Raw genomic sequence first — 20,812 nt, forward strand, 5'->3', positions numbered from 1 at the left:
CGAGCCAGGTGACGCGTCCGCATGATCGAGTTGAATCTCGGGACTCGACAGGGCTATGCGCCCGGCCGCCGAGTGCTGGACGGAGGGTGTTCCAATCCACTCGGTCCATTGCGACACGGACTCTAGCTGGCCCGACACCGCTAAACAAGAATGAAATGCAGAACCTCCATCTCAGTGTGTCGCAGAGATATTCGTGAGTTGTGCACACGGTCGGGCCGCAGTGGAGGAGTGGACTGTTTGCGCCCGCGCTGCGGGGCAAATGAAACGTTCGACCGGCTCGGCAAAACCGAATCGCGTCAGGTCTTGTGCAATTGAGAAATGCATCCTAGATTGGCGAGGCGCAGGTTTGTATAGACAAAGTTCTCGTCCTGCTCCGCGGGCTTGCGGCCGGTTCCGGTCGGTCGTCCGCGTGACCCGCGTGACCCGCGTGACCATCGGCGGCAGCATCAGGCGGGAGGATTCTCTCGATGTACCAGGTAATAGGTGTGTTGGACGTGTTCCGGAACGTGTGGAGAACCGCCGTCCCGTGACCGACCCTCAGCACGTCCTGCTGGCGCAGGAGCTGATCGCCCGGATCCAGTCGGGGGAGTTCAGCGTCGGAGACAAGCTGCCGACGGAGCACGAATTGTGCGAAAGCCGATCCCTTGCCCGCGGCACGGTGCGTCAAGCGCTCAAGCATCTCGAGGATGCCGGGATGATCAGTCGGCGCCGCGGTGCCGGGACCACTGTGTCCTCCCCGGTCACGATGGGCGGACACCAGGCGTTCGTCACGAGCAGGGCCGGCATGTTGTCGTTCGTCCGGCACACTCGAATTCGGCACCCGGCGACCAATAGTGTTGTGGTGGACCGTGAGTTGGCCGCGCTGACGGGTCTGCCCACGGGTACCGAGTGGTTCTGCGTCAAGGGTCCACGCGTGATCCGTGAGTCGGATCTTCCGCCCATCTGTTGGAGCGAGCTGTACCTGCGGGCGGATCTGCCGTATCGGGACATGCTGCYCACCGCCAAGTTCGACATCGCCAACCTCGTGCGGCAGCGCATCGGGCAGGAAGTGAGTGCCACGCGACTCGCGGGTGCGGTCTCCGAGGCGCTCGATGTGGAGAGTGGAAGTGCCGCACTGGTTGTCGTGCATCGGTATTTCGACTCGAGTGACGTTCTCGAGGCGGTCGGGGTCCACATCCATCCGGCGGATCGCTATCGCGTCGCAACGTCGGTCGGCTCGCAGCTCACCGCCGACTGACGTCCCGCGCACCTCGCCGGGCGTCCGAAGCCCGGTCGGAAAAGCTACTCGGCGGTACTTTGACCCCGGGTACTGACATGAATTCTATTGTGCGTTAGCCTCTTCGAAACAGGGTGTGACGCACATCTCATCTAGGGGGTTCGGTGCTCGGCAGCAGCTCGGCGACGGGATCGCCCATGGACGGATCCGGCCCCGACCGTGTCTACGTCGGCAGTGTGGTTCGGTCCATGACAGGTGCCGACGGCGCGACGGCGTTCGCGATCTCGAACGGCCGTTTCGTCGCGGTCGGTACCGACTCGGAGATTCGCGCGCTGGGCGGCCCCGGTACCGAGATCGTGGACCTCCGGGGGCGCACGGTTCTTCCCGGCTTCATCGAGACGCACGTGCACCCGCACATGTCGGGGATGAACGGCACGACCGTGGACGCCGGAGTGGATTCGTGCCCGGACATCGGGACACTCGTCGAGGCTCTGTCGACGCGCGCGGCGACCACCGCAGCCGGATTRCCTGTGGTGGCGTCCGGTTTCGACGACAGTCTGGTCGCCGAGGATCGTGTCCTCACCGTCGACGATCTGGATCGTGCCGCGGGGGATCGGCCGGTCGTCGTCCGACACCTGTCGGGACACGGCGTGTACGTCAACTCGTTCATGCTGCGGAGCAATGGCATCGATCGTTCCACCCCGGATCCCGAGGGCGGGGTGATCGTGCGCGACGCGTCGGGTAACCCGACCGGCGAGTTCCGTGAGATTCCCGCCATGCGACTGGTGGTCGGTCCGGACGAGAGCATGCCGTCCGGCGACGACCTCGACGCCGCGCTGCGTTGTGCGCTCGAGAAGATGGCCTCCGCCGGTGTGACGAGCTTCCACGACATGTTCGTGACACCCCCCATGATCGAGTCCTATCGACGTCTTCGTGATTCGGGCGAGCTCACGCTGCGGGGGCGCCTGTACGCCGGCTTCGGCACTCTGGACGGCTTCGCCGTCGACACCGACGGCGGTTGGGATGCCGACGATTTCCTGGGTGTGGGCGGTGTGAAGCTGATCTCGGACGGCTCGATCCAGCTGCATACGGGCGCACTCTCGGAGCCGTACCACGATCTCGGTGAGTGCCATTGCGGCGAGATGGCGATTCCCTCCAGCGACTTGGACGAGATGGTGGCGCGATGCCACGGCGCCGGACGTCAGGTCGCGATCCACACCAACGGTGACCGCGCAATCGACCTCGCACTCGATGCGATCGAGAAGGCGTTCGCAGCGTCCGGGAGCGCCGGCCTCCCACACGCGGGTCTGCAGCACCGATTGGAGCACGTCCAGACGCTTCGTGAGGACCAGATCCAGCGCATGCGCGAACTCGGCGTCGCTGCCTCGGTGTTCGTCAATCACGGCTACTACTGGGGCGACCGCCACCGCGACCGCTTCCTGGGTCCGGAACGCGGCAGCAGGATCAGTCCGGTGGCCTCGATCGCCGCGGCCGAGGTGCCCTTCGCGCTGCACTGCGACAGCCCCGTCACCCCGGTCGATCCTTTGTTCACGATCCACACGGCCGTGAACCGAATCACCCGTGAGGGCGACGTCCTCGGCCCGCAGCAGCGGGTCGAGGCGCTGACCGCCGTGGGCGGATACACCGCGTCGGCTGCTCGGCTCGGCGGCGAATCCGATGTCAAGGGATCGATCCGTCCCGGCCTGTTCGCCGACTTCGTCGTCCTCGGGGACGACCCGCTGACCTGTGATCCCCTCGCGATCAAGGACATTCCAGTTCTCGCGACCGTCGTCGGCGGCGACGTCGTGTACGCGGCCGAGAGACTCAGCTGCGTTTCCCCAGCTTCCCCAGTTTCCCCATAGCTCTGCAATCACTTCCTGAAAGTAGGTTCGAATGAAACGTCACGCACTCGCGCGGGCCGGTCTCTGGCTCACCTCGCTGGCAACCGCCACCGCAATGCTGGCCGGTTGCGCGAGCGGCGGGTCGGGTTCGTCGACCGACGCTTCCGATGTGAGGTCCGGGATCGTGGGGGAGCAGCCGGACGGCGGCGATCCGCAGTCCGGCGGCACGGTCTCGTACGCCACCTACAACGGTGTGAGCAGTCTCGATCCGGCCGACCGCCAGGACGGCGGCGCCACCGGTGGCAGCGAGATGGCGGCGATCTACGACCTGTTGATGCGCTACGACTCCGAAAGCAAGGAGTATCAGCCACAACTCGCGCAGTCGCTGACCGCGAACGCCGACAACACGGTGTGGACGTTGAAGCTCCGGCCCGACGCGAAGTTCAGTGACGCCACCCCGGTCGATGCTGCGGCGGTGCAGTGGAGCATCAACCACTACCTGGAGAAGAAGGGCACCCACACCCAGGTGTGGAAGGCCACCGTCGCCGACGTCGCCTCGCCCGATCCGGCCACCGTGGTGTTCACGCTCAAGCAGGCGTGGAACGAGTTTCCGATCATGCTCACCACCGGACCGGGCATGATCGTGGCGCCCTCGTCGATGGCGACCGGCACCTTCGCCCCGGTCGGCGCCGGCCCGTTCCGGGTCGAGAAGTTCGCCTCCCAGGACGAGCTCGTCCTGACGGCGAGCCCGTCGTACTGGGACGGCAAGCCGCACCTGGACAAGCTGCGCTTCCCGGCCATCGTCAGTGAGCAGGGCAAGCTCGACGCCCTGCACACGGGTGGCGTCCAGGTCGCGTATCTGCGTGGTGCGGAGGCAGTTCACAGCGCCCTCGACTCGGGCGACACCGGTTTCGTCTACACCTTCAACATGGGTGGAGTCGGCCTCATCAACCAGCGTGAGGGTCGAGCGGGCGCCGACGAGCGGGTCCGCAAGGCGATTGTGGCCGGGGTCAACCCCGACACCTTCAACGAGCGCGTCGAGGGCGGGCAGGGCCTGCCCGGCAGCGACATGTTCCAGACGGGGTCCAAGTGGCACGGCGATGTGGCCGGCACCGGCTACGACCCGGAGGCGGCGAAGAAGTACCTCGCGGAGGCCAAGGCCGACGGATACGACGGCAAGCTCACCTACGTCGGGCTCAACGATCCGCAAACCCAGCGCAGCGCACTGGCCTTCCAGTCGATGCTGCAGGCGGTCGGATTCACCGTCGACATCGTCTACGCGACGAGCATCAACGATCTAGTGAAGAAGACATACGCGCAGTTCGACTACGACATCTCGTACTCGGCGTTCAACGTCCTCGACGAGTCGCCGTTCGTGCGCCTGTACGGCAACTTCTTCAGCGGTTCGGCCTCGAACGTCCTCGGGTACAAGAACCCGGAGATGGACGCACTGCTCGGCAACCTGCAGACCGCTCCCACGGACGAGGCCCGACTCGGGGTCGTCGAGGAAATGCAGACCCTCGTGAACGAGACCTCGCCGATGGTCACGGTCAGCACCGGCAAGTTCTTCATCCCGTGGAGCAAGAACGTCCACGGGATCACGCCCAGCGCCGACGGCATCATGCTTTTCGGAAATGCTTGGCTCACCGCGGATTCGGCTTCCTAGCCGGCGATCTGCCCACACGGACAGCAGGGATGCTCATGGATTCAGGAAGGAGGCGGTGCGGAGATGGCGAGAACAGTGATCGATAAGATCGTCGAGTTGATCGTCGTGCTCTTCGTCGTCAGTCTCGGTACGTTTGCGCTCGTGTCACTCATCCCGGGTGATCCGTCCGTCGCGATGCTGGGCGAGGGGCACACACCCGAGGAGTACGCGCAGGCGCGGGCGGACATGGGTCTCGACGACCCCTTCCTCACGCGATACTGGCACTGGTTGTCCGGTGCACTGCAGGGCGACCTGGGGCAGTCGATGGTGCCGCCGCAAGGGCCGGTGACCGAGAGCATCAGCGCCGCAATGCCGGTGAGTGTCCAGCTCGCCGTCATGGGCCTGTTCATCGCGATCGTCGTCGCGGTGCCGTTGGCGATGTGGTCCGCCCGTCACCAGGGTGGCTGGATCGACCGTGCGATCAGCGCCTGCACGTTCGGTGTGCTCTCGATCCCCAGCTTCCTGTCGGGCCTGCTGCTGATCATGGTCATGGTCAACTATCTCGGCTGGTTCCCGCGGTCGCAGTGGGTGCGGGTATCGGAGGGACTCGGCCAGAACCTCTACCACGCAATCCTTCCGGCGATCACGATCAGCCTGCTGGAGATGGCGATGTTCATCCGCATCCTGCGCAGCGACCTGGTCATGACGTTGAAGGAGAACTTCATCCTCGTCGCCAAGGCGAAGGGCATGTCGAATGCCCGACTGCTCTTCAGTGATGCGTTGCGGCCGTCGTCGTTCTCGCTCATCACGATGCTCGGCATCGTCCTCGGTTCGATGATCGGCAGCACCGTGATCGTCGAGACGCTGTTCTCGTTGCCGGGCATGGGGTCGCTGATCGTCCGCGCCGCACAGCAGGGCGACATGCCGATGGTGCAGGGGGCGGTCCTGGTGATCGCTCTCGTCTACGTGGTCGCCAACGGCGTCATCGACATCGCGTACGGATACCTCGACCCAAGGAGCCGACGAGCCCATGTCTGACACGACGACCGACGACATCGAAATGCCGGCCATCACCGGCCGGGCACTCGACGACGCGAACGCGGAGGAGCTGGCGAACGCATCGGATCTCGCCGAGCGCCGCAACCTGTACCGGGTCGGTGCGATCCTCACCGTGGTGGGCCTGATCGCCGCCGGTGTCGGACTCGGGGCCGCGGGAGTGGTGATGGGAGCACGCCTCGCGATCTTCGCGGTCGGGCTCGTGGCGCTCTACATGGGCGTGCGCCGCCTCGGACTGGCCCGCTTCGGATCCGACTTCGATCTGACCTTCATCCTGTCCTGCGCGTGGCTGACGGTGCTCATCGTGGCCGCGGTGATCGCGCCGCTCCTGCCGCTGGCCGAACACGAGGACACCACCAAGACCCTCAGCGCCAAGAGCTACGCCGAACCGAGCCTGTTCTCGGCGCATCCACTCGGCACCAACAACTTCGGCCTCGACATGCTGGCCCGGTCCATCTATGGAGCACGTTCCTCGCTGATCGTCGCGGTTGCCGCGGTCCTGATCGGCATCCTCGTGGGTGGGGCGATCGGCATCATCGCCGGCTACTTCGGCGGCAAGGTCGACCGGATCATCGGGGTGTTCACGAACTCGTTGCTCGCGGTGCCCGCGCTGATCCTGCTGATCGCACTCGCGTCGGTCCTCGAGCCGAACCTGCGCAACATCTCCTTCGCGCTGGCCGTGCTCGCGATACCCAGCATGGTCCGCATCGCTCGTGCCAACACCCTGGTGTTCTCGCAACGTGAATTCGTGCTGGCGGCAAGGGCGATGGGAGCCACGAAGTGGCGGGTCATGGTGCGAGAGATCGCGCCCAACGTCGCGCTGCCGCTCCTCTCGTTGGGCATGGTGATGATCTCGGTGATGATCGTCGCGGAGGCATCCCTGAGCTTCCTGGGGCTGGGCATCCAGCCGCCGTCACCGACCTGGGGAAACATGATCTCCGAGGGTCAGGGCAAGGTGTTCGAGCAGCATCCGTACATCGTTCTGGTGCCGGGCCTGTTCCTGTTCCTGACGGTGTTCTCCTTCAACCTGGTCGGCGAGAAGGCCCAGAAGCGCACGGGCGGAACACGGGAGGTGAAGCTGTGAGTAGCAACGAGCCATTGTTGACGGTGGACAACGTGTACACCAGGTTCCGCACCAAGCGCGGACAGCTCCGCGCCGTGGACGGCGTCTCGCTCCGGCTCGACGCCGGCGAGACCCTCGGGCTGGTCGGCGAGTCCGGGTCCGGCAAATCGGTTCTGGGCCAGACCATCATGGGGCTGGTGTCGACCGACGGGCCCGCCAAGGTGACCGGCAGCGTGCGCTTCATGGGCCGGGACATGCAGTCCCTGACCCGCAAGGAGCAGCAGCAGCTGTGGGGCAAGGACATCGCGATGGTGTTCCAGGATCCGATGTCGGCGCTCAACCCGTTCAAGCGCATCGGAACCCACGTCACAGAGTCCCTCCGCGCGCACCTGGGTCTCGGCAAGGACGAGGCTCGGGCGCGGGCGATCGAACTCCTGCGCAAGGTCCGGATACCCGAACCCGAGCGGCGGATGGATCAGTACCCGCACGAGCTGTCCGGCGGCATGCGTCAGCGCGTAGTGATCGCGATGGCGCTGGCGTGCGACCCGAAACTGACGATCGCCGACGAGCCGACAACCGCGCTCGACGTGACGGTTCAGAAGCAGATCCTCGAGCTGCTCGAATCGTTGCGTGTCGAGTTGGGCATGGCCGGAATCCTCGTCAGTCACGACCTGGGCGTGGTTGCCGGGCAGACGGATCGCGTCGCGGTCATGTATGCCGGACGGATCGTCGAGACGGCGCCCACCCGGCAGCTGTTCGGCAGCCCTCGGCATCCGTACACCGAGGCGTTGCTGGCCGCGGTGCCTCGGCTCGAGCAGGAGCCGCACACCACTCTCGAATCGATCGAGGGTGGCCTGCCGGACATGACGAAGCCGCAGCAGGGGTGCTCGTTCGCGTCCCGCTGCCGCTATGCACAGCAGAAGTGCCTCGAGGTGGTTCCCGAGCTGACGGTGTGCRCCGACACCGCGGGTGCGCGGCACCCGCACGAGGTGGCGTGCCACTTCCCGCTCGGCGGCCCCGAGGCGCAGGACACCGCGGACACCCAGGCGGAGGCCGGTGCCGCGTCGGGCACCAAGGTGAGAGTGGAGAGCATCTGATGACGGCAAGCGGAGTTGCGCAGGCGCGGACGGAGCGGAAGCCGGTCCTGGCGGTCGAGGATCTGGTGGTCGAGTTCCCGGCCGGCCGCAACCAGACGGTGCACGCGGTGTCGGGGATCAGCTTCGACCTCGTGGCGGGCGAGACCCTCGGCATCGTCGGCGAGTCGGGCTGCGGCAAGTCGACCGCGGGACGCGCGGTCCTACAGCTGCCCAAGCCGAAGTCGGGGAGCGTCCGGCTCGACGGGACCGAGCTGACGGCGCTCAGCGCGTCGGAGCTGCGCAAGGTGCGGGCCCAGATGCAGATGATCATGCAGGACCCCATCTCGTCGCTGAACCCGCGCCGCAAGGTCAAGCACCTGGTGACCGAGGGGCCGCGCATCTGGGGTTCGAGGGACCGCGCGAAGCTCGAGGAACGCGCGCGGAACCTGCTCACGGCAGTGGGACTCGACCCGGAGATGGTGTGGGATCGRCTGCCGGGAGAGCTGTCCGGTGGCCAGTGCCAGCGCGTCTRCATCGCACGGGCGATGATGCTCGAGCCGAAGCTGCTGATCTGTGACGAGCCGGTGTCCAGTCTCGACGTGTCGGTGCAGGCACAGATCCTCAACCTGCTCGAGGCCACCAAGAAGCGGTTCGAGTTCACGATGATCTTCATCGCGCACAACATGGCGGTGGTGAAGAACATCAGCGACCGGGTGATGGTGATGTACCTGGGGAAGGTCTGCGAGGTCTCGCCGTCCTCCGACATGGAGAACATTGCGCTGCACCCGTACTCGAAGTTGCTGCTCGCCTCCATCCCGGACCCCGATCGGCACCGGGACGACGTCGAGACGATCGAGCAGATCGAGGGCGACCTGCCCTCGCCGCTGAATCCCCCGTCCGGATGCCGATTCCGGACGCGCTGTCCGCTCGCCACCGAGCGTTGCGCCGCGGAGGAGCCCCAGCTGCGAAATGTCGGCGAAAACCATTACGTCGCTTGCCACAACGTCTGACACCGCCGTCTCGGCGACAGGCGAACGCTTGGAGGATTGTATGGAGAACTTGTTCGACGACCAGGACATGACCGGACTGGCGGCGTCGATCCGGGACGGGGACGTCTCGGCTCGTGAGGTCGTGGAGTTCTCGATCAGCCGCCTCGCGGAGCGCAACCCTGCGGTCAATGCGGTGGTCAGCGAGCGCGCCGAGGCGGCCCTGGCCGAGGTCGACGCCGGTCTTCCGGACGGCCCGCTGCGCGGGATCCCGTTCCTGATCAAGGATCTTCACGCCGATGTGGCGGGCCTGCCGACCAGCAACGGCTCGCGACTGTTCGCGGGACGCGTCGCGCAGCGCGACACCGAACTCGTTGCCCGCTACCGCCGGGCCGGCCTCGTCGTCATCGGCAAGACCAACACCCCGGAGTTCGGCCAGAACGCGAGCACCGAACCGGTCCTGTTCGGGCCGACGCGCAACCCCCGCCGCCTCACGCACGGGGTGGGTGGTTCGTCGGGCGGCGCGGCCGCGGCGGTCGCGGTGGGCATCGCGCCCGCCGCGCACGCCAGCGACGGCGGTGGCTCGATCCGAATTCCGGCGTCCGCCAACGGACTCGTGGGCCTCAAGCCGTCGCGCGGGCGGATGCCGTCGGGCTCGCCGCTCGCGGGGCCGCTGTCGGTGGAGCACGCGGTGACGCGCAGCGTGCGCGATACCGCGCTGCTGCTCGATCTCACGTGCGGTCCCGCCGTGGGTGCGCCGTTCGGCATTGCTCCGCCCGCACGCCCGTACGTGCAGGAAGTCGGTGCCGATCCCGGCAGGCTCCGCATCGGCATCACCACGGTCATGCCGAACGGTGAACCGGTGCACCCGGATTGCGCGGCCGTCGCCTCCGATGTCGGCGTTCTGCTGGAGAAGCTGGGGCACAGCGTCGAGACCGCCGCCCCCGTGTTCCACCCGGACGCGCTCGCGGCGGCCATGCGGTACCTCATGTCCGCTCCGATGGCGGTCGAGATCGACCAGCGTCTGGCCGAACTCGGCCGGGAACTGCGCGACGACGATCTCGAGACGATGGCCCGCGTGCAGTACGACCGCTGCAAGTCGGACTCCGCGACCGATCTCGCGTTCGCGTACACCGAACTCGAGCGGACGGCGCGGGACATCGGCCGGTTCTTCACCGAGTACGACCTGCTGCTCACTCCGTCGCTCGGGGCTCCCACCCCGCCGCTGGGCCTGCTCGACGCGATGAATCTCGAGGCCATGTGGAAGCACGCCGGCATCTACGGTGCGCTGACATCGCCGTTCAACAGCGGCGGTCAGCCCGCGATCTCGCTCCCGCTGGGCAAGGATTCGACGGGTCTGCCGCTCGGTGCCCAACTGGTGGCCGCGCACGGGCGTGAGGATCTGCTGATCCGGATCGCGTCGCAACTCGAGGCGGCGTACCCGTGGAACACCGCCCCGGTGTGGCCCGCGGTCCAGGACTGACCGGCGGTCAGTCTGGCGGCGGCTGGACGGCGGGCGCGGTGACGTCACAGTGCGGTTGGCACGCGACGGACTCGCCCGCCTCCTCCGCTGCCGGTTCCTCGGCCACCGTGCGGCGGGGGATCATCGCTGCCGAGATCGCGGCACCGATCAGCAGTAGTGCGGCGCAGATCAGCATCGCGATCCGGAAGCCCGACCCGAACGCGGCGGGATCGGTGAGCGCCTCGGTGCCGATGCCGGCGAGTCCGGGCAGGGCTGCGACCGCGAGCAGTTGACTCGTGCGGGCCACCGCGTTGTTCACACCCGACGCGATCCCTGCCTGGTCCGACGACACCGAGCCGAGCACGGCCGCGGTGAGGGGCGCGACGAGCGCGGCCAGGCCCAGGCCGAACACCAGGACAGCGGGCAGGACCTGCGTCGGATACGACGCGTCGGGGCCGATCCGCAGCATCAGCAGCAACCCGGCGGCGGCCAGCAGCGGACCCACGGTCATCGGGATCCGTGGCCCGTGGACCTGCGCCCACCGGCCGGCCCGCGACGACAGCAGCAGCATCAGGATCGTGATCGGGAGCGATGCGACACCCGCCGCCAGCGGGGAGTACCCGGACACGATCTGCAGCTGCAGCAGCAGCAGGAAGAACACGCCCCCGAGCGCGGCGTACACCGCGAAGGTCACGAGGTTCGCGGCCACGAACACCCGCGACGCGAACAGTGAACTCGGCACGAGGGGATACCGGGCGTGGCGCTCGACGAGCACGAACGCCGCGAACAGCGCGATCCCGGCGACGCTCATCCACGCCGTCTTCTCGATCAGCCCGTACGTGAGGGCGCCGAGCGCGAGCGCCGCCAGAATCGATCCTGCGAAGTCGAGTCGCTCGGGCGGGTGCGGGTCCCGGGTCTCCGGAACGTGCCGCGCCGAGACCCACACGACCGCGACCGCGAGCGGGAGGTTGATGAGGAACACCGACCGCCAGCCCGCGACCTGGACCAGCCACCCGCCCAGCAGCGGTCCGACGGCGGCCGCCACCCCGCCGAGCCCGGACCACATTCCGATCGCGGCACCCTGGTCGTCGTCCTCGAACGATGCCGAGATGATCGCGAGACTGCCCGGTGTCAGCAGCGCCGCACCGACTCCCTGCAGGAGCCGGGCCGCGACGAGCGTCGTGACGTCCGGAGCCAGCGCGCACAGCCCCGAGGCGACCGCGAACCACACTGTTCCCCAGATGAATACGCGACGACGTCCCCATCGGTCGCCGAGTGCGCCGCCGAGAAGGATCAGCGACGCGAGTGTGAGGGTGTAGCCGCTGAGCGTCCACTGCACGCCCGCGACCTCGGCCCCGAGGTCCTCGGCGATGCGTGGCAGCGCGACATTGACGACAGTGCCGTCGAGCATCGCGAGCGAGGATCCGAGGACGGTGGCCGTCACGACCCACCGGCCCCGCGCCGACTTCAGGTGAAGCGCCGGAGCGGTCATGTCTTCGATGGTGCGCCTCTGATCGGGGTGACGGGAACCCCCGACCGATGGCCGCGGTTCATGAGGGGACTGTGAGAGTTCACCGGTCACCCGCCCGGATCGCCGCATTCGGTGTGTGTGTCGGGCTACCGTGCCCCGATCGGATTCACAGGCGAACGAGGGGGGAACGGCATGTACTCGACGTGGGGCGAAGCGAAGCGGGTCGGGCGAGCGGCGGCAGTCGGAACGATGTGTATTGCGGCTCTTCTGCTCTCGTCGTGTTCCGGCGAGACGGACCCGGAACTGCCCGTCCCGATCACGACCACCCCGGTCACATCGACACAGCCGCCGGTCGCCGCGCCCACGCCGGCGCAGCTGAACGCCAACCTCGCCCGCGCGTTCGACGCCGGCATCCCGGCGGCCGACAAGATCACGCTCGTCCAGGGCGCCGCGGCCGATCCGCAACTGATCGACCAGGTGGTGGCGGCCGCGAAGGCGAACAAGGCGGTGGTCGAGGTCGTCGACGTGACGGATCTCGGCGACGGCTCGGTGGTCGCGACGGTGGCCATGCGCCTCGACGGTCAGCCCACCCCGGAGAGCGTCATGAACTTCGTGGCGGAGGACGGAGTCTGGAAGCTGTCGCAGGACAGCGCGTGCGGCATCGTGAGCGTGGCTGGGCTGACATCACCCGCCTGCGGGTGAGCGGCGAGAACATCTCGGAATCGTCGAGGCGGGTGATCTGACACGCGCTCGACGGCATCCCTCCCGGCGTACCGTGAAAATGTCGGGGCAGGGTGACGGAAGTGACGGTTCGATGACGCTCGCCGTACGTGGCATGGTCGGGAACCTGCCCATGGCGCTGACCAGTTTCGTCGGCCGTCGTCGCGAGTCGAGCGAGGCACGGCGGCTGCTGTCCACCGCGCGCCTGGTGACACTGACCGGGATCGGCGGGGTCGGCAAGTCCAGGCTCGCGCTGCGGGTGGCCGAGGATTCGCGAAGGGCCTTCGGTGACGGTGTGCGGCTGGTCGAACTCGCCGAGGTCCACGACCCGGAGTCGCTGAAGGATACGGTCGCGATTGCCGTCGGGTTGCGGGTCCGCGCCGCACGGCCGCCGCTGGACATGCTGGTCGAGTACCTGGCGTCGCGTCGGCTCCTGTTGGTGATGGACAACTGCGAGCACCTGGTGGGGGCGGTCGCGGCGCTGTGCGAGGCGCTGTTGCGGAGGTGTTCCCACCTTCGGATTCTGGCGACGAGTCGCGAACCCCTGGGAATCGGCGGGGAGGCGATCCTGCGGGTTCCGCCGTTGACGGTCCCGGATCCGCAGCGCGCACCACCGTTGGACGGGCTTCCCCAGTACGAGGCGGTCACGTTGTTCGTCGAGCGCGCCACGGCCGCCGTTCCCGAGTTCCGGCTCACCGAGGAGAACCGGGGCGACGTCGTCGGGATCTGCCGGCAGCTGGAGGGTCTGCCGTTACCGATCGAACTGGCAGCGGCGCGATTGCGGGCGATGTCCGCGGCGCAGATCCTGGACCGGCTGACCGACCGCTACCGGTTGTTGAACAGGGGCAGCCGTTCGGCGCCGACTCGACAGCAGTCGCTGCGTGCGTGTGTCGACTGGAGCCACGACCTGTGCTCGGAGCAGGATCAGATGCTGTGGCGCCGGTTGGCGGTTTTCGCAGGCAGCTTCGAGTTGGACGCAGCCGAGGGCATCTGCTCCGAGGGCTCCGCCGAGGACGAGCTGTTGGACGGCGTCGCGTCTCTGGTCGACAAGTCGATCTTGATCCGGGAAGAGCCGGGCATTGCCGTGAGGTACCGGCTGTTGGAAACGATCCGCGACTACGGACAGGAGAAACTACGTGAGTCCGGCGAGCATCTGGCGTTCGTGCGGAGGCACCGGGACTGGTACGAGCGGCTCGTGTCGCGGGCCGCGGACGAGTGGATCAGTCCCCATCAGGTGGAGTGGATCGCTCGGCTCGAACGCGAGCAGCCGAACCTGCGCGACGCGCTGACGTTCAGCATCGCCGGGAACGAGGAGGAAGCCGCCGCCGGGCTGCGGATGGCCACCGCGTTGTATCCGTTCTGGCTCTCCCGCGGTCGGCTCAGCGAGGGGCGGCGCTGGCTCGAGCGCGCGCTGGCGCGCCCGACCGCGGCCGAGACGGCGGATCGTGCCAGGGCGCTGTACGCGTGCAGCGCTCTCGCCGCGATGCAGGGCGATGTCGAGGGCGGGATGGCCCGCGTGCAGGAGGGGCGCGAACTCAACCTGGGGCACGACGATGCCGTGTCGGATGCCTTCATCACACACGTCGAGGGACTGCTGGCACTCGCGGCCGGTGACTTCGATCGGGGGGTCGCGTGTTTGGAAGCGAGTCTCGAAGTCTTCCGTTCGGAGGGCATGCGGATGCAGGTCGTCGAGGACCTGGCGGGTCTCGGGTTGGCCACTGCATTGCTCGGTGAGGCGGAGCGGGCGGCGGCGTGGCACGCCGAGGTGCTCGCCATCACCGAACCCTGTGGTGAGGCGGTCTTCCGGACCTACTCGTTGTGGGCCACGGGCATGGCGGAGTTGCAGCGGGGCGACCCCGCGCACGCGGTCGCATTGTTCGAGAAGGGGCTGCGATTGACCCGGTCGGTGGACGATCCGCTGAGCGCCGCGTGGTTCCTGGACGTGATGGCATGGATCGCTGCCGCGGCCCAGGAGTTCGGGCGTGCCGCCACGCTGAGGGGGGCGGCCATGGCGATGTGGCAGATTGTGGACGGTCCGACGGTCAGATTTCCCAGCCTGCTCGTTCACCGCGACGAGTGCCGGCGCCAGATCGTCGGTGCGATCGGCGAGCGAGGGTACGAGGCGGCGCTTCGCCGCGGCCGGGAACTGACTTTCGAGGGCGCGGTTTCATTCGCACTCCGGGAAGAGCCCGCGGCCGTCGAACCCGAGCCCGCCGCCACAGCGACGAGTCTGACCCGACGCGAGCGACAGGTCGCCGATCTGGTGGCGCAGGGGCTCACCAACAAGGCGATAGCCGAGCAGTTGGTCATCTCTCCGCGCACCGCCCAGGGGCACGTCGAGCACGTGCTGACCAAGCTCGGCTTCACCTCACGGACGCAGATCGCGGCTTGGATCGTCGAGCGGACCAGGGACGAATCCCTGGATCAAGACTCGTCGATCGAATGACCGTTCAACGGGAGGACCTCTGGAACAGCAGCTTTCGCGGCGCGAGATTGGAGGGTCGAGCGGGGGCACATGTACAGCCCGCATACGTGCCCCGCAGAACGAAAGGACTCACCATGACCTCAGTGTCCTCAGGGGACGCCGACACCACCGACGAGATCCGAATCATCGAGACGGGAGCGCCCCCGGCGCGATTCGCCCGCGGCTGGCACTGCCTCGGTCTCGTCGCCGACTTCAAAGACRGCAAGCCGCACTCCGTGCAAGCCTTCGGCACCAAGCTCGTCGTGTTCGCCGACAGCAAGGGCGATCTGAAGATCCTCGACGCATACTGCCGCCACATGGGCGGCGACCTGAGCCAGGGCGAGATCAAGGGCGACACCGTCGCGTGCCCGTTCCACGACTGGCGCTGGGCCGGCAACGGCAAGTGCACCGACATCCCCTACGCCCGCCGGGTGCCGCCGGTCGCCAAGACCCGCGCCTGGACCACCACGGAGCAGGACGACCTGCTGTTCGTGTGGAACGATCCCGAGGGCAACCCGCCGCCGCCGGAGGTCGCGATCCCCGCGATGCGCACCGGTGACGCCGAGTGGACCGCGTGGCAGTGGAAGTCGATCGTCATCGACACCAACTGCCGCGAGATCGTCGACAACGTCGTGGACATGGCGCACTTCTTCTACGTGCACTACTCGTTCCCCACCTACTTCAAGAACATCTTCGAGGGCCACGTCGCGATCCAGGAACAGAAGGGCGTCGGCCGCGACGACGTCACCGAGTGGACCGACCCGGATGTCCCGAAGCTGGTGGGCAACACCTCCGTCGCCGCGTACCACGGGCCGTCGTTCATGATCGACGACCTCGTCTACCACTACGACAAGTACGACGTCGAGTCCGTGCTGATCAACTGCCACTACCCGATCTCCCCGAACCAGTTCGTGCTCATGTACGGCATCTCGGTGAAGAAGACCGAGCAGGTCCCGGCCGAGATCGCCGACCAACTGGTGGACGCGATGATCGGCTACATCGGCATCGGGTTCGAACAGGACATCGAGATCTGGAAGAACAAGACCCGCATCGACAACCCGCTCCTGACCAACGAGGACGGCCCGGTCTACCAGCTGCGCCGGTGGTACGAGCAGTTCTACGTCGACGTCGCCGACGTCACCCCGGACATGGTGGACCGCTTCGAGTTCGAACTCGACACCACCAAGCCCGTCGAGGCATGGAAGCTCGAAGTCGCCGACAACCTCGCCCGCCGCGCCGCTGCGGAAACGGTGTAGCGGTGGAGCCCGTCGACTGCGACCGATGCGGTTGCCATGTCCTCGTGACGAAGAACAGCTGGCAGCACACTTCGGTCCAGTGGACCGCCGAGGCGCGGGCGGCGTGTCGGGAACTGGGTGGCGGTGCCACCGATCCGGCATCGCTGGCGCGTAGCTGCCCGGCGATGCAGGACTCCATCGCCCGCGCGGCCGTCGAGGGGCGGATCTCCGTCGTCGACGAGTGATCTCGTGTGCCCGGGCCGGATCACCGGCCCGGGCACACGGAAGACGCTGTCACCGCCTCGTCAGCTGCGCGAGGACCTCCGGCCCCTCCACCTCGAACGCGAACTCGATGGCGTGGGYCGTGATCTCGTTCCCGGTGATCGACGTGATCTCGTCGGCGACGGTGCGGCCGGTCGACCGACCCGAACCGACCGCTACTGTTTTCCTGCCGGACACCTTGCCGTTCTCGGATCGTTGCCGGGTCACGTGAATATTACTCACAGAGATTCGAGCTGGTCGGAAGCGAAATCGACTGTCTTGCAGAATCTCTGCCCGGATCTTGCGTACTCTCGTGAGCGCCGTGCAGCACATCGGACGCGCAAAGAGCGCGTACATACACATTCACTGTGAGGAGTTTTGACATGGGTTCTTCCGACGCTGATCTCGCCCTGATCAAGCAGATCCAGCCGGTCGTCAGCGGCATCGGTGGCCTTCTTTCGGGCGTTGCCGCAGTCCTTGGCCTGGTCGGCGCGCTGAACGCCTTCAGCTGAACGACTGTCGAACCACACCTCCGTTCCACACCCCGGCCGAGTCGCCGGGGGTGGACGGAGGTTGTCGGCATTCGTCCTGACAGCCGCTGCCGCTGTCACTCGGACGGAAACAGAAAGCGCCCCATCGTCTTTGGAGAGACGACGGGGCGCTTTGCCGTGATCGGGTCGGGGACTACTTGTAGCTGTAGAAGCCCTGTCCGACCTTCTTGCCCAGGTGCCCGGCGTCGACCTTGCGGCGCAGCAGGGCCGGCGGCGCGTAGTTCGGCTGTCCGAACTCGGCGTACAGCGACTCGGCGGCGGCCAGTGCGACGTCGAGGCCGACGGTGTCGAGCAGCGTCAGCGGGCCCATCGGGTAGCCGCAGCCACCCTTCATCGCGTCGTCGATGTCCTCGGCGGTCGCGTAGCCCGACTCGAGCATGCGGACGGCGTCGCACAGGTACGGGATGAGCAGCGCGTTGACGATGAAGCCCGCGCGGTCACCGGCCCGGACGGCCTTCTTGCCCAGGGTGTTACGGGCGTAATCCGTGACGGCCGCGACGGTCTCTTCGGACGTGACCAGGCTGACCACGATCTCCACCAGCGGCATGACCGGCACCGGGTTGAAGAAGTGGACACCCACGACCTGCGACGGACGCTGCGTGGCGTTCGCGATCTTGATGACCGGGATCGAGGAGGTGTTGGTCGCGAGGATGCCCGACGGCTTCACGATCTTGTCGAGCTTGCCGAAGATCTCGGCCTTGAGCGCCTCGATCTCCGGGGCAGCCTCGATCACCAGATCGCGGTCCGCGAACTCCTCGATGTCGAGGGTCACGCGCACCCGTGCGATGGCGGCGTCCGCCTCCTCCTGGGTGATCTTGCCGCGGGCGACGCCGCGGTTGATCGAGGTCGCGATCCGGGCCTGGGCGGCCTCGGCGAACTCCTGCTTGGTCTCGAGAATCAGGACCGAGCTTCCGGCCTTGGCACAAACCTCGGCAATGCCGGCACCCATCGTGCCGCCGCCGATTACACCAACTAGCTCCACAGTTGAATCTCCACTGTCGTCTCTTCACGACGCCCGACGGGCGACGTGCTGTCGAGGATCATTCTGCTATCCGGGGACCCGGATCGGTCACCCCGCATCCGTCACCCCGGCGTCGGAAGCACCGATGCCGGGGTGACGGATGTCGTGGGTGTCGTCGAACCGTCAGCTGCCGAGGCTGCCACCTCCGAGGCCACCACCTCCGAGGCCACCACCTCCGAGGCCGCCACCTCCGAGGCCGCCCAGACCGCCGGTCCCGCCGCCTCCCTGACCGCCCATGAGGGCCATCAACTGGGCCAACACGTCCACCAGATCCCCGAGAATGCTGATCGATCCCATGTGTACCAACTCCTCTGCGTCGGCCACGGCACCGGCCYCCGAACGGCCTGCCTACTGCAGATCCCGGATCGAACCGTGCTGTCACCTACTGCGGCACCCCAGGTGCTACACCCTCATTGAACGCCGGGGACCTCGAGCTGTGGAACCGTCGCAGCGAAACCGTTCGTTATTTGAGCAGTGCGCGTGACATCACGACGCGCTGGATCTGGTTGGTGCCCTCGTAGATCTGGGTGATCTTGGCGTCGCGCATCATGCGCTCGACCGGGAAGTCGGTGGTGTAGCCGGCGCCGCCGAACAGCTGGACAGCGTTGGTGGTGACCTCCATCGCGACGTCCGACGCGAGGCACTTCGCGGCCGCGGAGATGAAGCCGAGGTTCTTCTCGCCGCGCTCGGCGCGAGCCGCCGCGGTGTAGACCATGAGGCGGGCCGACTCGATCTTCATCGCCATGTCGGCGAGCATGAACTGCGTGTTCTGGAACGACGCGATGGACGTGCCGAACTGCTTGCGGTCCTTGGTGTATGCCAACGCGGCATCGAACGCGCCCTGCGCGAGACCGAGCGCCTGCGCACCGATCGTGGGACGCGTGTGGTCGAGGGTCTCGAGTGCGGTCTTGAAGCCGGTGCCGGGCTCGCCGATGATGCGGTCACCCGGGATGCGGCAGTTCTCGAAGTACAGCTCGGCCGTGGGGGAGCCCTTGATACCCAGCTTGTGCTCGAGCGGTCCCACGACGAAGCCCTCGTCGTCCTTGTGCACCATGAACGCGGAGATGCCGTTGGCACCCTTGTCGGGGTCGGTCACGGCCATGACGGTGTACCAGGTGGACTGACCGCCGTTGGTGATCCAGCACTTGGAGCCGTTGAGGATCCAGCTGTCGCCGTCCGCCTTCGCGCKGGTACGCATCGCGGCGGCATCGGAGCCGGCCTCACGCTCGGACAGTGCGTACGACGCCATCTTGCCGCCGGCGATGTCCGGGAGCACCTGCTGCTTGAGCTCCTCGGAACCCTTGAGGATCAGGCCCATCGTGCCGAGCTTGTTGACTGCGGGGATCAGCGAGGACGAACCACAGACGCGGGCGACTTCCTCGATCACGATGCACGTGGCGACCGAGTCGGCGCCCTGGCCGTCGTACGCCTCGGGGACGTGGATGGCATTGAATCCCGATGCGACGAGGGCTGCCAGAGCTTCTTCGGGGAAGCGGGACTTCTCGTCGACTTCCTTCGCGTACGGCGCGATCTCCTTCTCGGAGAGAGCGCGGATCGCGGCCCGCAGCTCGTCGTGCTCCTCGTTCAGCTGGAAGAGGGGGAAATCGGGATTGCCGGCCATGGGGACGCTCCTCGGTTGTGCGGGACGGTCGGTTGAGACGGTCGGCTGGCACCGAGTGACTGGGGCACTCAGTGCCAGGTTCGCGTCGTCGTGCTGTGGCGTACCTCTCGACATGTTTCAGCCGATCGCGCACGTGGGTCCACGAATGGCCCCAGTCAAGCATGGCACTAAGTGCCAGTCAAGGGTTGGTGGGTGAGGGTCCGGTCTCGGTGGCCTCGAGCTGCAGGCGCACCCGACGGGCCACCTCTGCGGGCGGCGTTCCCGGCGGATAGGTCACCACCGTCACGGCGTCGGTCGGGCGGGTATTCGTCGAGTCCGTCGACGTCACGGCGGTGGCGGTCGTGTCGCGCGTGCCGGCTCCGAATTTGCGCCGGATCTCGAGCAGCGCGCGCTGCAGTTCCTCGGAGGTTGCATTCTCGTCGCCGCGGATCATCGCTCGCAGCAGATAGTTGTGGCACGCCGTCACGCTCGCCGCGAACCCGACGACGTCCAGCGGCTTCGCGGACGGGACGGCGCCACGCAGGTGGTCGGTGAACAGGCGCTCGTAGCGGTAGCCGGTGACGAGTTCCCGGTCGCGGAGCGCGGGCACCCGCTGGACCACCTGGTAGCGGCGCACCGACAGCTCGCGGTTCTCACGGAACCGGTTGAAGACCAGGCGGGCGGCCTCGCACACCGCCATCCACGGATCCTCGGTGGTGCCCGAGAGGTAGTCGGCCGCCTGCTCGAGCAGTGATTCGTGATCGGCGAAGATCACGTCCTCCTTCGACCGGAACTGCCGGAAGAACGTGCGCCGCGAGACGCCCGCGGCAGCAGCGATCTGGTCGACCGTGGTGGCCTCGTAGCCGTGCTCGGCGAAGAGCCGGATGGCCTGGGTCGCGACATGGACTCGGAAGTCCGCAGGATCGCCGTTGCTGTCGGGTCCGGTGCCCTCGACGCGCTCACTCATGCGTGCCAGTATCCATGCCCGATCCGGTCCGGCCGATCGTCCACTTGCACTCCCGGCCGGTCCGTCCACCTTGTCTGACCTGCCGATCTGGACCGCAGCCACGCGGCGGGCGGATACTGCACATAGGCGCTGCCCGTCGTGGGACGGCTTCCGCCCTAGGGAGTGTTTGTTCGACGA

The 20,812-nt window shown here is 67.1% G+C and carries 19 protein-coding genes; 13 read left to right on the forward strand and 6 right to left on the reverse strand.

Translation table 11 applies throughout. The features are described 5' to 3' along the window. Window positions 1–526: 526 nt before the first annotated feature. The 8 genes from AB4Z09_RS04710 to AB4Z09_RS04745 all read left to right on the forward strand — a co-directional run bounded on the left by AB4Z09_RS04710 (window position 527) and on the right by AB4Z09_RS04745 (window position 10,366). Window positions 527–1,237 carry a GntR family transcriptional regulator gene (locus AB4Z09_RS04710; RefSeq protein ID WP_442239268.1) on the forward strand — a complete coding sequence of 237 codons (711 nt, stop codon included), beginning with the start codon at window positions 527–529 and terminating at the stop codon, window positions 1,235–1,237. 227 nt (window positions 1,238–1,464) lie between these two features. Next, window positions 1,465–3,078 (forward strand): amidohydrolase, encoded by a 1,614-nt coding sequence (locus tag AB4Z09_RS04715; protein WP_442239269.1) that lies wholly within the window; start codon window positions 1,465–1,467, stop codon window positions 3,076–3,078. A 31-nt stretch (window positions 3,079–3,109) separates the two neighbouring features. Further along, window positions 3,110–4,723 carry an ABC transporter substrate-binding protein gene (locus AB4Z09_RS04720; RefSeq protein ID WP_442239270.1) on the forward strand — a complete coding sequence of 538 codons (1,614 nt, stop codon included), beginning with the start codon at window positions 3,110–3,112 and terminating at the stop codon, window positions 4,721–4,723. Window positions 4,724–4,786: 63 nt separating this feature from the next. Then, window positions 4,787–5,740 carry an ABC transporter permease gene (locus AB4Z09_RS04725; RefSeq protein WP_114722107.1) on the forward strand — a complete coding sequence of 318 codons (954 nt, stop codon included), beginning with the start codon at window positions 4,787–4,789 and terminating at the stop codon, window positions 5,738–5,740. Continuing rightward, window positions 5,733–6,842: an ABC transporter permease gene (locus AB4Z09_RS04730; protein WP_114722106.1), complete on the forward strand. Its 1,110-nt coding sequence runs from the start codon at window positions 5,733–5,735 to the stop codon at window positions 6,840–6,842. The genes AB4Z09_RS04725 and AB4Z09_RS04730 overlap by 8 nt, the downstream gene beginning before the upstream one ends. Next, on the forward strand, window positions 6,839–7,918 hold the full coding sequence (locus AB4Z09_RS04735; protein WP_442239271.1) for an ABC transporter ATP-binding protein: 1,080 nt from the start codon (window positions 6,839–6,841) through the stop codon (window positions 7,916–7,918). Before AB4Z09_RS04730 ends, AB4Z09_RS04735 begins: the two co-directional genes overlap by 4 nt. Then, window positions 7,918–8,907, forward strand: coding sequence for an ABC transporter ATP-binding protein (locus AB4Z09_RS04740; protein ID WP_442239272.1), 990 nt, complete (start codon window positions 7,918–7,920; stop codon window positions 8,905–8,907). The genes AB4Z09_RS04735 and AB4Z09_RS04740 overlap by 1 nt, the downstream gene beginning before the upstream one ends. A 40-nt stretch (window positions 8,908–8,947) precedes the next feature. Further along, entirely contained in the window at window positions 8,948–10,366 is a 1,419-nt protein-coding gene (locus tag AB4Z09_RS04745) for an amidase (protein ID WP_174913616.1), read from the forward strand. A 7-nt stretch (window positions 10,367–10,373) separates the two neighbouring features. On the opposite strand, the gene AB4Z09_RS04750 is transcribed toward AB4Z09_RS04745, so the two are convergent. Beyond that, a complete protein-coding gene (locus tag AB4Z09_RS04750) occupies window positions 10,374–11,837 on the reverse strand; it encodes an MFS transporter (RefSeq protein ID WP_174913613.1) in 1,464 nt (487 codons plus the stop codon). A 228-nt stretch (window positions 11,838–12,065) separates the two neighbouring features. Here AB4Z09_RS04750 and AB4Z09_RS04755 point away from each other — a divergent pair, with 228 nt between their 5' ends. The 4 genes from AB4Z09_RS04755 to AB4Z09_RS04770 all read left to right on the forward strand — a co-directional run bounded on the left by AB4Z09_RS04755 (window position 12,066) and on the right by AB4Z09_RS04770 (window position 16,480). Further along, window positions 12,066–12,518 (forward strand): hypothetical protein, encoded by a 453-nt coding sequence (locus AB4Z09_RS04755; RefSeq protein ID WP_442239273.1) that lies wholly within the window; start codon window positions 12,066–12,068, stop codon window positions 12,516–12,518. Window positions 12,519–12,630: 112 nt separating this feature from the next. Next, on the forward strand, window positions 12,631–14,982 hold the full coding sequence (locus AB4Z09_RS04760; protein WP_442239274.1) for an ATP-binding protein: 2,352 nt from the start codon (window positions 12,631–12,633) through the stop codon (window positions 14,980–14,982). A 113-nt stretch (window positions 14,983–15,095) separates the two neighbouring features. Then, window positions 15,096–16,256 carry a Rieske 2Fe-2S domain-containing protein gene (locus AB4Z09_RS04765; protein WP_442239275.1) on the forward strand — a complete coding sequence of 387 codons (1,161 nt, stop codon included), beginning with the start codon at window positions 15,096–15,098 and terminating at the stop codon, window positions 16,254–16,256. Between the two features lie 44 nt (window positions 16,257–16,300). Next, window positions 16,301–16,480 carry a hypothetical protein gene (locus AB4Z09_RS04770; protein WP_254622665.1) on the forward strand — a complete coding sequence of 60 codons (180 nt, stop codon included), beginning with the start codon at window positions 16,301–16,303 and terminating at the stop codon, window positions 16,478–16,480. Between the two features lie 49 nt (window positions 16,481–16,529). On the opposite strand, the gene AB4Z09_RS04775 is transcribed toward AB4Z09_RS04770, so the two are convergent. Continuing rightward, window positions 16,530–16,724 carry a hypothetical protein gene (locus AB4Z09_RS04775; protein WP_442239276.1) on the reverse strand — a complete coding sequence of 65 codons (195 nt, stop codon included), beginning with the start codon at window positions 16,722–16,724 and terminating at the stop codon, window positions 16,530–16,532. A 155-nt stretch (window positions 16,725–16,879) separates the two neighbouring features. Here AB4Z09_RS04775 and AB4Z09_RS04780 point away from each other — a divergent pair, with 155 nt between their 5' ends. After that, entirely contained in the window at window positions 16,880–17,008 is a 129-nt protein-coding gene (locus tag AB4Z09_RS04780; RefSeq protein WP_258557907.1) for a hypothetical protein, read from the forward strand. A gap of 172 nt (window positions 17,009–17,180) precedes the next feature. On the opposite strand, the gene AB4Z09_RS04785 is transcribed toward AB4Z09_RS04780, so the two are convergent. From AB4Z09_RS04785 to AB4Z09_RS04800, 4 genes are all read right to left on the reverse strand, one after another. Beyond that, a complete protein-coding gene (locus AB4Z09_RS04785; RefSeq protein ID WP_114722098.1) occupies window positions 17,181–18,029 on the reverse strand; it encodes a 3-hydroxybutyryl-CoA dehydrogenase in 849 nt (282 codons plus the stop codon). Between the two features lie 162 nt (window positions 18,030–18,191). Beyond that, window positions 18,192–18,365, reverse strand: a complete 174-nt coding sequence (locus AB4Z09_RS04790; protein WP_174913599.1) for a hypothetical protein — start codon at window positions 18,363–18,365, stop codon at window positions 18,192–18,194. Window positions 18,366–18,531: 166 nt separating this feature from the next. Then, a complete protein-coding gene (locus tag AB4Z09_RS04795) occupies window positions 18,532–19,689 on the reverse strand; it encodes an acyl-CoA dehydrogenase (protein WP_442239277.1) in 1,158 nt (385 codons plus the stop codon). Window positions 19,690–19,867: 178 nt separating this feature from the next. Further along, the gene (locus AB4Z09_RS04800; RefSeq protein ID WP_114722096.1) at window positions 19,868–20,635 is read right to left on the reverse strand and encodes a TetR family transcriptional regulator; all 768 of its coding nucleotides are present in this window, start codon (window positions 20,633–20,635) and stop codon (window positions 19,868–19,870) included. Window positions 20,636–20,812: the final 177 nt, after the last annotated feature.

This window comes from Rhodococcus sp. TAF43, assembly GCF_052113525.1.
Taxonomy (GTDB): Bacteria; Actinomycetota; Actinomycetes; order Mycobacteriales; family Mycobacteriaceae; genus Prescottella.